The 12534-nt window shown below is 60.1% G+C and carries 8 protein-coding genes, 4 tRNA genes and 1 pseudogene; 3 read left to right on the top strand and 10 right to left on the bottom strand.

The genetic code is table 11. From position 1 onward, the window contains the following. Positions 1-58: 58 nt before the first annotated feature. Positions 59-2137 (top strand): annotated as a pseudogene (locus tag ABDX87_RS24280) (putative bifunctional diguanylate cyclase/phosphodiesterase); the annotation flags it as partial. 83 nt (positions 2138-2220) lie between these two features. Here ABDX87_RS24280 and ABDX87_RS24275 read toward each other — a convergent pair. The 9 genes from ABDX87_RS24275 to gltX all read right to left on the bottom strand — a co-directional run bounded on the left by ABDX87_RS24275 (position 2221) and on the right by gltX (position 7250). Beyond that, positions 2221-2664, bottom strand: a complete 444-nt coding sequence (locus tag ABDX87_RS24275) for an Hsp20 family protein (RefSeq protein ID WP_346830162.1) — start codon at positions 2662-2664, stop codon at positions 2221-2223. 113 nt (positions 2665-2777) lie between these two features. Next, positions 2778-3737 carry a tRNA dihydrouridine synthase gene (locus tag ABDX87_RS24270; RefSeq protein ID WP_346830161.1) on the bottom strand — a complete coding sequence of 320 codons (960 nt, stop codon included), beginning with the start codon at positions 3735-3737 and terminating at the stop codon, positions 2778-2780. Positions 3738-3812: 75 nt separating this feature from the next. After that, positions 3813-4253, bottom strand: a complete 441-nt coding sequence (locus ABDX87_RS24265; RefSeq protein WP_346830160.1) for an acyl-CoA thioesterase — start codon at positions 4251-4253, stop codon at positions 3813-3815. Between the two features lie 83 nt (positions 4254-4336). After that, entirely contained in the window at positions 4337-4876 is a 540-nt protein-coding gene (locus ABDX87_RS24260; protein ID WP_346830159.1) for a TetR/AcrR family transcriptional regulator, read from the bottom strand. A 173-nt stretch (positions 4877-5049) separates the two neighbouring features. After that, positions 5050-5125 (bottom strand) — tRNA-Glu (locus tag ABDX87_RS24255). Between the two features lie 54 nt (positions 5126-5179). Further along, positions 5180-5255 (bottom strand) — tRNA-Ala (locus ABDX87_RS24250). 51 nt (positions 5256-5306) lie between these two features. Further along, a tRNA-Glu gene (locus tag ABDX87_RS24245) sits at positions 5307-5382 on the bottom strand. Between the two features lie 87 nt (positions 5383-5469). Continuing rightward, a tRNA-Ala gene (locus ABDX87_RS24240) sits at positions 5470-5545 on the bottom strand. 223 nt (positions 5546-5768) lie between these two features. Next, positions 5769-7250, bottom strand: coding sequence for a glutamate--tRNA ligase (gltX, locus tag ABDX87_RS24235; protein ID WP_346830158.1), 1482 nt, complete (start codon positions 7248-7250; stop codon positions 5769-5771). A 241-nt stretch (positions 7251-7491) separates the two neighbouring features. Between gltX and ABDX87_RS24230 the strand changes: the two genes are divergently transcribed. Next, the gene (locus ABDX87_RS24230; RefSeq protein ID WP_346830157.1) at positions 7492-8547 is read left to right on the top strand and encodes an HlyD family secretion protein; all 1056 of its coding nucleotides are present in this window, start codon (positions 7492-7494) and stop codon (positions 8545-8547) included. Positions 8548-8596: 49 nt separating this feature from the next. Further along, positions 8597-10087: an MDR family MFS transporter gene (locus ABDX87_RS24225; RefSeq protein ID WP_346833609.1), complete on the top strand. Its 1491-nt coding sequence runs from the start codon at positions 8597-8599 to the stop codon at positions 10085-10087. Between the two features lie 248 nt (positions 10088-10335). Here ABDX87_RS24225 and uvrB read toward each other — a convergent pair whose 3' ends face one another. Beyond that, positions 10336-12351, bottom strand: a complete 2016-nt coding sequence (uvrB, locus tag ABDX87_RS24220) for an excinuclease ABC subunit UvrB (protein ID WP_346830156.1) — start codon at positions 12349-12351, stop codon at positions 10336-10338. Positions 12352-12534: the final 183 nt, after the last annotated feature.

Below are 12534 nucleotides of genomic sequence, written 5' to 3'. Positions count from 1 at the left end.
TCGTGATCACATGCCCATAACCGCTGACAGCCCATTGTTCACACCAAATGACCTGGCGTTGACCGCGAAAGAATCGGAGAAACACTTCGCGACCCTGTTCAACCTCAGCCCCAACGTGGTCCTGCTCACGCGCTTCGAAGACGGCCTGATCTGCAACGCCAACCGCCATTTCGAGACCACCTTCGGTTGGCCGATGGCCGAGTGCATGGGCCGTACCACGCTGGAAATCGGGCTCTGGATCGATTCCCTGCAACGCCAACTGGCGCTGGACCGAACCTTCGCCAGCGACGAAGCCGCCAGCCTGGAAAGCCAGTGGCGCAGCCGCGATGGCCGCGAACACGACGGCACGCTTTACACTCAGAAAATAAGCTTGAGCGACGGCCTTTATCTGCTCAGCACCTTCATCGACAACACCGAACACAAGCGGGCACAGCAGGCACTCAAGGCCAGTGAAGAGAAGTTTGCCCGCGCCTTTCACTCAAGCCCGGACGCCATCATCATCACCGAGCGGGACTCCGGCCGGTACATCGAAGTCAACGACGGCTTTTCTCGCCTGTCCGGCTACAGCGCCAGCGATGTCGTCGGCCGCACGGTGTTCGAATTCTCGATCATGGCCGACATCACCCAACGCACGCGGTTGATTCAGGAAATCGAAGAACAGGGCAAAGTGCGTAACCGTGAGTTGCTGGGGCGCAACAAGAACGGTGAACTCATCACGGTCGACGTCTCCATCGACCCGCTGTTGCTCGACGACACCCCATGCTTGCTCATCACCGCGCGTGACATCAGTCAATTGAAGAACGCGCAGGCCCAGATTCAGCATCTGGCCTACCACGACTCCCTGACCAACCTGCCCAATCGCGCATTGCTGATGGACCGCCTCAGCCAGCAGATTGCCCTGCTCAAACGCCACAGCCTGCGCGGTGCCCTGCTGTTCCTGGACCTGGATCATTTCAAGCACATCAATGATTCGCTGGGGCACCCGGTCGGCGACAGTGTGCTGAAGATCATCACCGCGAGACTGGAAGCCAGCGTTCGGCTTGAAGATACCGTGGCGCGGCTGGGAGGCGACGAGTTTGTCGTCCTGATCAGCGGACTGGAGGGATCGCGGGACGAGGTCGTCGATCAGGTCCAAAGCCTGGCGAACACCTTGCGTGAGCTGCTCTCCGAGCCGATGTTTCTCGACGGTCACCGCTTGCAGGTCACGCCCAGCATTGGCGTGGCGTTGATTCCCGACCACGGCTCGACTCCGGCCGACCTGCTCAAGCGCGCGGACATTGCGCTGTACCGGGCCAAGGACTCGGGCCGTAACGCGATACAGATGTTTCACAGCACCATGCAGAAGGCGGCCAGCGACCGCTTGCGCCTGGAAAACGACTTGCGCCAGGCTCTGGCACGCGGCGAGTTCAGCCTCACCTATCAACCCCAGGTGGACACCCGAGGTAATCGCATCATCGGCGCCGAGGCGCTGCTGCGCTGGCAACACCCGAGCCTGGGTCATCTGGCGCCCAACCAGTTCATTCAGGTCATGGAAGAGAGCGGGATGATCCTTGAGGTTGGCAACTGGATTCTGGAAGAAGCCTGCAAAACCGGCAGCGAATTGCTGCACAAAGGGCTGATCAATGTCGACGATTTCAGCCTGTGCGTGAACATCAGCCCACGGCAGTTTCGCCAGTCGGATTTCGTCGAGCGCGTCGAACGCTGCTTGCACACCTATGAACTGCCCAATCGCCTGCTCAAACTGGAAATCACCGAAGGCATCGTCATACAGAATCTGGACGACACCATCGCCAAAATGCTGAAGCTCAAACACATGGGCATCAGCTTCGCCATGGATGATTTCGGCACCGGGTATTCATCGCTGACCTACCTGAAGCGCCTGCCAGTGGACGCCCTGAAAATCGATCAGTCATTCGTTCGCGACGCCACCAGCGACCCCAACGACGCCGAAATCGTCCGCGCAATCGTCGCCATGGCCGCCAGCCTTAATCTGGCAATCATCGCCGAAGGGGTGGAAAAACAGGAACAACTGGATTTTCTCGCACAACTGGATTGCCACTTCTATCAGGGATTTCTGTTCAGCGAGCCGCTGCCCGTGGCGGGGTTTGAAGCGTTGTTGCGTGAAAGAGTCCTGTAAGTCCCACAGCGGCAATAAGCGGGCAGTCAACCCACGCAAAAAAGGCGCCCCGAGGGGCGCCTTTTTTATGGCTGGCGTCTGGATCAGTGCGCCAGGGTTTTCTGACCATTGATCTGGATGCGTTTTGGTTTGGCCTCTTCAGGCACCAGGCGCAACAGGTCAATGTTCAGCAGGCCGTTGGCCAGTGCGGCGTTTTGCACTTCGATGTGGTCGGCCAGACGGAACGACAGCTTGAACGCGCGCTGGGCAATGCCCTGATGCAGGAAGGTCACGCCTTCCGCTGTGTTGTCGCGCTTGCTGCCGGTGACGGTCAGCACACCCTTCTCGACCTGCAACTCAAGGTCTTCTTCCTGGAAACCCGCAGCCGCGATGACGATGCGGTATTGGTCGTCTGCGTGTTTCTCGACGTTGTAGGGAGGGTAGCTGCTGGCCGACTCGTTACGGGCCGCCGATTCGAACAGGTCGTTGAAGCGGTCAAAACCCACGGAAGAACGGAACAGGGGAGCCAGAGAGAAAGCGGTAGTCATGATAATCTCCTGATAAATCAGCAAGTGGTTGTCTCCGCGACCCGACTTCGGCATCGCGTAATCCCAAGATAGGGACGGTCACTTCTGTTTCAAGAGTCGCTATGAAAATTTTTTCAGGCAGCTTCCTGTTCGACCACACCGAGCATCTGGCTGATGCGCTCGCAGTCCGTTTCACGGCGCAACGCATCGAACAGGACGACGGCTTCGGGATAGCTTTTGGTCAGCAGCACCACCCACTGCTTGAGACGCCCTGGCGCCTGCACGCGGGTCATCTTTGCCAATGCCTGCAGCCAGAACACGCGCAACAGCGGTTGCAGCTCCTCCCAGGTCATCTCGACGACCTCGCGCCCGGCTTCTGCCGCCGCGATTTGCCGCCCCAGATCGGGACGTGCGACCAGACCGCGCCCGATCATGATGTCCCGCGCCCCGCAGATTTCGCGGCAGCGACGCCAGTCGTCGACGGTCCAGATTTCACCGTTGGCGATGATCGGAATCTTCACCACGTCCTGGATCTTACCGATCCATTCCCAGTGCGCCGGCGGTTTGTAACCATCGACCTTGGTCCGGGCGTGGACGACGATGTGTTCGGCGCCACCCGCTTCCAGCGCACGGGCGCAATCCAGCGCCGGCTCGGTGCTGTCGTAACCGAGGCGCATCTTGGCGGTGACCGGAATGTGTGCGGGCACCGCGCGGCGGACATGGCTGAGGATCGAATGCAGGAGCTCGGGCTCTTTCAAGAGCACCGCCCCGCCCCGCGACTTGTTGACGGTCTTGGCCGGGCAACCGAAGTTCAGGTCGATCACCGGAGCCCCCAGCTCGGCGGCAAAGGCTGCGTTTTCTGCCAGACACACAGGGTCCGAACCCAGCAACTGCACGCGCAGCGGCACGCCCGCGCGGGTCTTGGCGTCCGTCAGCAACTCGGAGGCGAACTTGTGGAAATAGTGCGCAGGCAACAGACGCTCGGTCACCCGGATGAATTCGGTCACGCACCAGTCGATGCCGCCGACCTGAGTCAGCACATCGCGCAGAATATCGTCGACCAGGCCTTCCATGGGCGCCAGAGCAATTTGCATGGGGTCACACTCGAAAAAAGTCCGGCAGTTTACGCAGTGGCGGCGTGCTTGGGAACGGGCCGAAGGCGCCGGACGTCAGGACGCTACCGTCTGTAAAGCAGGCGCATACCCTTCGATGAACTCAGCAGGCATGCGTTTGGGCTTGCCCGTGGACAATTCGATGCACACGAAGGTGGTCTGCGCGCGAAGCAACGTCACGCCGTCACTGGGCCGCCTGAGCTGAAAGCGTCGGGTCATCTTCAGGCGCTGATCCCAATCGACGATCCAGGTCGCCAATTGCAGTTCGTCGTCCTGATAGGCGCTGGCCAGATAGTCGATCTCATGCCGGACCACGGCCATGGCCCGATCCAGTCGCCGGTACTCGGTCAGATCGAGCCCCAACTGCTGTGAATGGCGCCACGCGCAGCGCTCAAGCCAGGTGACGTACACCGCATTGTTGGCGTGCCCCAATCCATCGATGTCGTCCTCGCCCACGTGCAGATCGATGACGAATGGCGTTGCCAGATCCCAGACCATGCTCGTTCCTGCCCCTCGTTAGTTCGTTCGCGGGCAGTGTAACCAAAAGCGCGTCAGCAGAGTCCGCCTCTGTCGCGAACGCCTCACTGCATGGCCGACTTGGCGGCACGCAGCACACGGTCTGACAACTCGCCGGGGCCCAGCGCTCGCGCCAGCGCCAGACCGCCGAGCATCAGGGCAATGTCAGCCAGGGTCTTGTCGGTTTCTTCCGGGCTGGAGGCCAGCTGCGCGACCATCAGCTCGATGTGTTCGGATAACGCGCCGCGAAAATCATCCGACAGACGCGCCATCTCCCCGATCGCCGTGGGCAGAGGACAGGCGTGATCTTCGGCATCACGGTGTTTGCGAGACAGATAAAACGCGGCCAGCAGAGCGCGCCGCTCTTCGCCGGGAAGCTGGTCGTCTATTTTCGCAACCATGTCCCGTCGCTCGCCGAGCAACTGGTTGAACGCCTCGAGCATCAAGGCTTCCTTGCTGTCGAAGTGCGCGTAGAAACCACCCACTGTCAGCCCCGCCGCGCCCATGATCTCGTTGACGCTGGGCTCGACCGGGCCGCGTGCGATCAATGCGACGCTGGCCGCATTGAGAATACGTTCGCGGGTTTGTGCTTTTTTATCGTTCATGTCCGCCTCCGGGATGATGGCAGTAATATTATCTGCATCATGCGGGATGGCAAGTCGCGATGTGAAACCACGAGCCGTGGTCATCAACGGAAGGAAGGGAAAATAAAACCCCAGAAAAACAAAAGGGCCATTCAATAATCGAATGACCCTTGGTCTCGCAGAGCGAGAAATCGTGGCGTCCCCTAGGGGACTCGAACCCCTGTTACCGCCGTGAAAGGGCGGTGTCCTAGGCCACTAGACGAAGGGGACGCAAAACCTTCAGTCAGGTTCGTCATGAACATCATTAACGAACCCTGGCAAATTTGGTGGAGCTAAGCGGGATCGAACCGCTGACCTCCTGCATGCCATGCAGGCGCTCTCCCAGCTGAGCTATAGCCCCGGATTTACGTCTCTCGACGGAGATCAGCCTGCTGGCATCACTCGGTAAAACTGGCGTCCCCTAGGGGACTCGAACCCCTGTTACCGCCGTGAAAGGGCGGTGTCCTAGGCCACTAGACGAAGGGGACGTAACCCTTGTGTACCTGAATCGGTGCTGGTTCCGATTTTGCGGTACAAACCTCAAGGCAGTGTAGCCAACCTTGACGCTTCTAAATTGGTGGAGCTAAGCGGGATCGAACCGCTGACCTCCTGCATGCCATGCAGGCGCTCTCCCAGCTGAGCTATAGCCCCACATTACACTCTCAGATCACCCTGCGTTGCCGCCGTGTTTCTGTGTTGCCGTGTGGACGGGGCGCATATTAAGTGCGACCCACATACCTGTCAAACTTTTTTTCAACAAATTCCAAAAGAATTTTCCGGGATAACAATCACTTACCGCCCTCCCCTGAAGAATCAGGGAGTTGCTCGGCCACCGTGCGCCCGGGTTCGGCTACGCACGGCGGTCGGGCGTCACTCAGCCGATGGCGCCGAGCAGCTTTTCCCACTCTTTGTTTTCTTTCTTTGAAACGCCGCCCAGCAGGTCAAGCGCCTGGCGCAGACGGAAGCGGGTCAGGTCCGGACCGAGGATTTCCATGGCATCGGTCACCGACACCGAGTTGGCCTGACCGGTGATCGCGGCGAACATCAGCGGCATGGCGTCGCGCAGCTTCAGCTCGAGGTGCTCGACCACCGCCTGAATGCAACCGGTAATGGTGTCTTTCTCCCACTGACGCAGCGATTCCAGCTTCCACAGGATCAACTGCATCACCTGACGCACCTGCTCCGGCGACAGTTTCTTGTGCTCGAACAGTTTCGGGTCCGGGTTGACGACCCCGGCGAAGAAGAAACCACCCAGCGGTGCGACCTGACTGAACGTTTCCACGCGTCCCTGAACGTGCGGCGCGATTTTCATCATGTAGTCGCTGTTGAACGCCCACTTCTGAACACGCGCAGCGAACTCCTCGACCGGCAACTCACGCAGCCACTGGCCGTTGAGCCAGGACAGTTTCTCGATGTCGAAGATAGGACCGCCCAGTGAGACGCGGTTCAGGTCAAAGTTGTCGACCATTTCCTGCAACGAGAACTTCTCGCGCTCATCCGGCATCGACCAGCCCATCCGGCCCAGGTAGTTGAGCATCGCTTCGGGCATGAAGCCCATGCGCTCGTAGAACGTCACCGAGGTCGGGTTCTTGCGTTTGGACAGTTTGCTCTTGTCCGGGTTACGCAGCAGCGGCATGTAGCACAGCGCCGGTTTTTCCCAGCCGAAGTATTCGTACAGCAGGATCAGTTTCGGGGCCGACGGCAGCCACTCTTCGCCGCGCAGCACGTGGGTGATGCCCATCAGGTGGTCGTCGACCACGTTCGCCAGGAAGTAGGTCGGCAGACCGTCGGTCTTCATCAGGACCTGCATGTCCATGCGGTCCCACGGAATTTCGACTTCACCGCGCAGGATGTCCGGCACGATGCACACGCCTTCGCTCGGCACTTTCATGCGGATGACGTGCGGTTCGCCTGCCGCCAGACGGCGCTCGACTTCTTCCTTGGACAGCAGCAGCGCACGCCCGTCGTAACGCGGGGTCTCGCCACGGGCCATCTGCTCGGCGCGCATCTGGTCCAGCTCTTCGGCGGTGCAGAAGCACGGGAAGGCATGACCGGCGTCGACCAGTTGCTGGGTGTATTTTTTGTAGATGTCGCCACGCTCGCTTTGACGGTACGGGCCGTGCGGACCGCCGACATCCGGGCCTTCGCTCCATTCGATGCCGAGCCAGCGCAGCGCGTCGAAAATCTGTTGTTCGGACTCGCGGGTCGAGCGCAGCTGATCGGTGTCTTCAATGCGCAGGATGAATTCGCCGCCATGTTGCTTGGCAAAGCAATAGTTGAAGAGTGCGATGTAAGCCGTGCCAACGTGGGGGTCGCCGGTAGGCGATGGCGCGATGCGGGTACGAACGGTGGTCATGGAAAATTCCGAATAGGTCGAACAAGCCGAGAATCTTAACAGGCGCAGCCCTCGCGGCTCCAGCGCCGGAACCGGATCACGGGACAGATTCGCGCAGGTGGAAACTCAGCGTAGCCCGTCCATCACTCGGCACCATAAATGAATACCGAATTATCACTTCCAGTCATTATTTCAACGATGGCTAGGTGCCAGACCTTCTTTGCTGATAAATTTCCTTACATTCCAATCATCCAGAATGACCATGCCTGCCCAACTGAAACGCCGCCTGTTCATCTTCTTCGGGGTGGTCCTGTTGATCGCCCTCGCCTTCTTTGCCCAGTGGTATTTAAAAGGACGTTTTTATGAAACCACCGATAACGCCTACGTACAGGGCGAAATTACCCGAGTGTCCAGCCAGCTAGGCGCGCGCGTCACCGAGGTGTTGGTGCAGGACAACCAGCACGTCGAAAAAGGTCAGTTGCTGGTGCGTCTGGAACCCGATGATTTCCGTCTGGCGATCGACCGCGCGCAGGCCACCCTCGCCACGCGTGAAGCCGAACGTCTGCAGGCGCAAAGCAAGCTGACCCAGCAGTCCAGCCTCATCGCGGCCAGCGACGCGCAAGTGCAGGCTAATCAAGCCACGCTCGGCCGCACGCAGATCGACCTGGCACGCCTGCAAAAGCTGCGCACGCCGGGCTTCGTGTCGGAAGCGCAGGTCACCACCATGACCGCCGACAGCAATGTCGCACGTTCTCAAGTCACCAAGGCCCAGGCCGACGCGCAGAGCCAGCGTCAGCAGGTCAACGCGCTGAACGCCGATATCAAGCGCCTCGACGCGCAGATCGCCACCGCTCGCGCCGATCTGGCTCAAGCCGAGATCAATATGCAGCGCACGGAGATCCACTCGCCGATCAGCGGCTTGGTCGGCCAGCGCGCGGCGCGCAACGGTCAGTACGTGCAGGCGGGTGCATACCTGATGTCCATCGTGCCCGATGAAGACATCTGGGTGCAGGCCAACTTCAAGGAAACCCAGATCGAGCACATGGAGATCGGCCAGTCCGCCGAGCTGACGTTCGACAGTTTCCCCGGCACGCCGATCAAGGGGCAGGTCAACAGCCTGTTCGCCGCGTCCGGCGCACAGTTCAGCCTGCTGCCACCGGACAACGCCACCGGCAACTTCACCAAGGTCGTGCAGCGCATTCCCGTGAAGTTGACATTCGCGGCCGATAATCCGCTGCACGGCAAGATTCGTCCCGGCATGTCGGTGACGGTTTCGGTCAACGTTAAACCTGCAAACGACGCGCACAGTGGCCGGTGACGAGCTGATCCGCGCGGTCGGTGAGCCGACCCGGCGCGACTGGATCGCGGTGATGAGCGTGATGCTCGGTGCGTTCATGGCGGTGCTGGATATCCAGATCACCAACTCGTCGCTCAAGGACATTCAAGGCGCGCTGTCGGCGACCCTCGAAGAAGGCTCGTGGATTTCCACGTCCTATCTGGTGGCCGAGATCATCATGATCCCGCTCACCGCCTGGCTGGTGCAGCTGTTGTCAGCGCGACGGTTGGCGGTGTGGGTGTCACTGGGATTTCTGGTCTCGTCCCTGCTCTGCTCGATGGCTTGGAGCCTGGAGAGCATGATCGTGTTTCGCGCCATGCAGGGTTTCACAGGCGGCGCGTTGATCCCGCTGGCGTTTACCCTGACGTTGATCAAACTCCCCGAACACCATCGCGCAAAAGGCATGGCGCTGTTTGCCATGACTGCCACCTTCGCGCCCTCCATCGGCCCCACCCTCGGAGGATGGCTGACGGAAAACTTCGGTTGGGAATACATCTTCTACATCAACATCCCGCCAGGTCTGGTGATGATCGCCGGTCTGATGTACGGGCTTGAAAAGAAGGCGCCGCATTGGGAGTTGCTCAAGAGCACCGACTACGCCGGCATTGTCACCCTTGGCGTCGGCCTGGGCTGTCTTCAGGTGTTTCTGGAGGAAGGCCATCGCAAGGACTGGCTGGAATCCAACCTCATCGTGAGCCTGGGCAGCATCGCCCTGCTCAGCCTGATCACCTTTGTAATCATCCAGTTCTCCAAACCCAAACCGCTGATCAATCTGGGCATCCTCGGTAACCGCAATTTCGGGCTGTCGAGCATTTCCAGTGTCGGGATGGGCGTTGGGCTGTACGGTTCGATCTATTTGCTGCCGCTTTATCTGGCGCAGATACAGGGTTACAACGCGCAACAGATCGGCGAAGTGATCATGTGGATGGGCATTCCCCAGCTGTTTCTGATTCCGCTGGTGCCGCAACTGATGAAGATCATTTCGCCGAAGGTGCTCTGCACCTTGGGTTTTGGCCTGTTCGGGATCGCGAGTTTTTCATCGGGCGTGCTGAACCCTGATTTCGCCGGTCCGCAATTCAATCAGATCCAGATCGTTCGCGCGCTGGGTCAGCCGCTGATCATGGTGACCATCTCGCTGATTGCCACGGCGTTCATTCAGCCCCAGGACGCAGGGTCGGCGTCGAGCCTGTTCAACATCCTGCGTAACCTCGGCGGCGCCATCGGCATTGCCTTGCTGGCGACCCTGCTGGATGCACGGACCAAGACTTACTTTGACTACTTGCGAGAGTCCATCTCCCCCGCCAACCCGCAGGTCGCTGAGCGCATGGCACAACTCACGGACCGGCTGGGCAACGAGACGGCCGCGCTGGGCAAGCTTAGCGAAATCGCCCACCAGCAAGCGGCAATCATGGCCTACAACGATGCGTTTCATTTCGTCGGGATTGCACTGGGGATCAGCATGCTGGCAGTGATGCTGACCAGGAAGCTGCCGCAGGGGATCAAGGGTGGCGCGGCGCATTGAGGTCTTTCCCTGTAGGAGCGCGCTTGCCCGCGATAGCTGTCTGCCTGCAACTCATGTATTGACAGTCAAACCGTAATCGCGGGCAAGCGCGCTCCTACGGGGATCTCATCAAGCCGTATGCCGTGCAGAGAACCTGCGGGCGCGAATTCATTCGCGAAAAATTGATCAGGCGCCAGAGGTGCACCGCCTGTACAACCATCGCGAATGAATTCGCTCCCACAGAAATTCCTCGTTTGCTCAACCTGCGATCAAACTGCGAGCAACCGCTCGCGAAGCTTGGTGATTTCGTCGCGCATCTGTGCCGCGGCTTCGAACTCCAGGTCGCGGGCCAGCTGGTACATCTTCTCTTCCAGTTGACGAATGCGCTTGGTGATCTCGCTCGGCGAACGCAGCTCGGCTTCGTACTTGGCGTTCTCTTCGGCGGCTTTGGCCATGCCCTTGCGCTTCTTGCTGCGCGAGCCGGGCACGGTGGCGCCTTCCATGATGTCGGTGACGTCCTTGAACACGCCTTTCGGGGTGATGCCGTTTTCCAGGTTGAAGGCGATCTGCTTGTCTCGACGGCGTTCGGTTTCGCCAATTGCCCGCTCCATGGAGCCGGTGATGCGGTCGGCGTACAGGATTGCCCGCCCATTGAGGTTACGCGCCGCGCGGCCAATGGTCTGGATCAGCGAACGCTCGGAACGCAGGAAGCCTTCCTTGTCGGCGTCGAGAATCGCCACGAGGGACACCTCGGGCATGTCCAGGCCCTCGCGCAGCAGGTTGATCCCCACCAGCACATCAAAGGTGCCCAGACGCAGGTCACGGATAATCTCGACGCGTTCCACGGTGTCGATGTCCGAGTGCAGGTAACGCACCCGCACGCCGTGGTCGGCCAGGTAATCGGTCAGGTCCTCGGACATGCGCTTGGTCAGCGTGGTAACCAGCACCCGCTCTTCCAGCGCCACGCGTTTGTGGATCTCTGACAGCAGATCGTCCACCTGCGTCAGGGCCGGACGAATCTCGATCTGCGGGTCGACCAGACCGGTCGGACGCACCACCTGCTCGACCACTCGCCCGGCGTGCTCGCCTTCGTACGGGCCCGGTGTCGCAGATACGAAAATGGTCTGCGGGCTGACGCTTTCCCATTCATCGAAGCGCATCGGCCGGTTGTCCAGCGCCGACGGCAGCCGGAAGCCGTATTCCACCAGCGTTTCCTTGCGCGAGCGGTCGCCCTTATACATGGCGCCGACCTGCGGCACGCTGACGTGGGATTCGTCGATCACCAGCAGTGCGTCAGGCGGCAGGTAGTCGTAGAGAGTCGGCGGCGGCGCCCCGGCAGGACGACCCGACAGGTAGCGCGAGTAGTTTTCGATGCCGTTGCAGTAGCCCAGCTCCAGGATCATCTCCAGGTCGAACCGGGTGCGTTGCTCCAGACGTTGCGCTTCCACCAGTTTGTTGGCGCCGCGCAGGTATTCCAGGCGCTCCTGCAACTCGACCTTGATCCCTTCCATCGCGTCCAGCAGGGTTTCCCGTGGCGTGACGTAGTGGCTCTTCGGGTAGAAGGTAAAGCGCGGCAGTTTGCGGATGACTTCGCCGGTCAACGGGTCGAAGGCCGACAGGCTCTCGACTTCGTCGTCGAACAGCTCGATGCGGATGGCTTCCAGGTCCGATTCCGCCGGGAAAATGTCGATCACGTCACCGCGCACGCGGAAGGTCGCCCGGGCAAAGTCCATGTCGTTGCGGGTGTATTGCAGGTCGGCCAGGCGGCGCAGCAAGGCGCGCTGGTCGAGTTTGTCGCCACGGTCGACGTGAAGCACCATGCGCAGGTAGGTTTCCGGACTGCCCAGACCGTAGATGCACGACACGGTCGTGACGATGATGGCGTCCTTGCGCTCCAGCAACGCCTTGGTGGCCGACAACCGCATCTGCTCGATGTGGTCGTTGATCGACGCGTCCTTCTCGATGAAGGTGTCGGACGACGGCACATAGGCTTCCGGCTGGTAGTAGTCGTAGTAGGACACGAAGTATTCAACGGCATTGTTGGGGAAGAACGCCTTGAATTCGCCATACAGTTGAGCGGCCAGCGTCTTGTTCGGCGCCAGCACCAGCGTCGGGCGCTGCACCTGCTGGATGACGTTGGCAATGCTGAAGGTCTTGCCCGAACCGGTCACCCCCAGCAGGGTCTGGTGCGACAGCCCCGCGTCGATGCCCTCGACCAGTTGGCGGATCGCCGTCGGTTGGTCACCGGCCGGCTCAAAACGGGTAACGAGCTGAAACTCGGACATAACCTACCTCTGTGTTCGCTCTCGCCTGAAGGAGACTTCCGGGCCAGAGCGTAATGAGCGCGGACGACTGATCCCGTCAAAGGAAAAGACGTACGAAGAAAAGAATGATGGGACTACAAATGGTGTCCATAACGCCAGCTTTCAAGCCATCCTCAGGACATTAGTCAGCGTCACATGACTAAT

The sequence above is a fragment of the Pseudomonas abietaniphila genome, assembly GCF_039697315.1.
Taxonomy (GTDB): Bacteria; Pseudomonadota; Gammaproteobacteria; order Pseudomonadales; family Pseudomonadaceae; genus Aquipseudomonas; species Aquipseudomonas abietaniphila_B.
The sequence above is the reverse complement of the archived record's forward strand: the minus strand, read 5'-3'. Positions and strand labels throughout refer to the sequence as shown.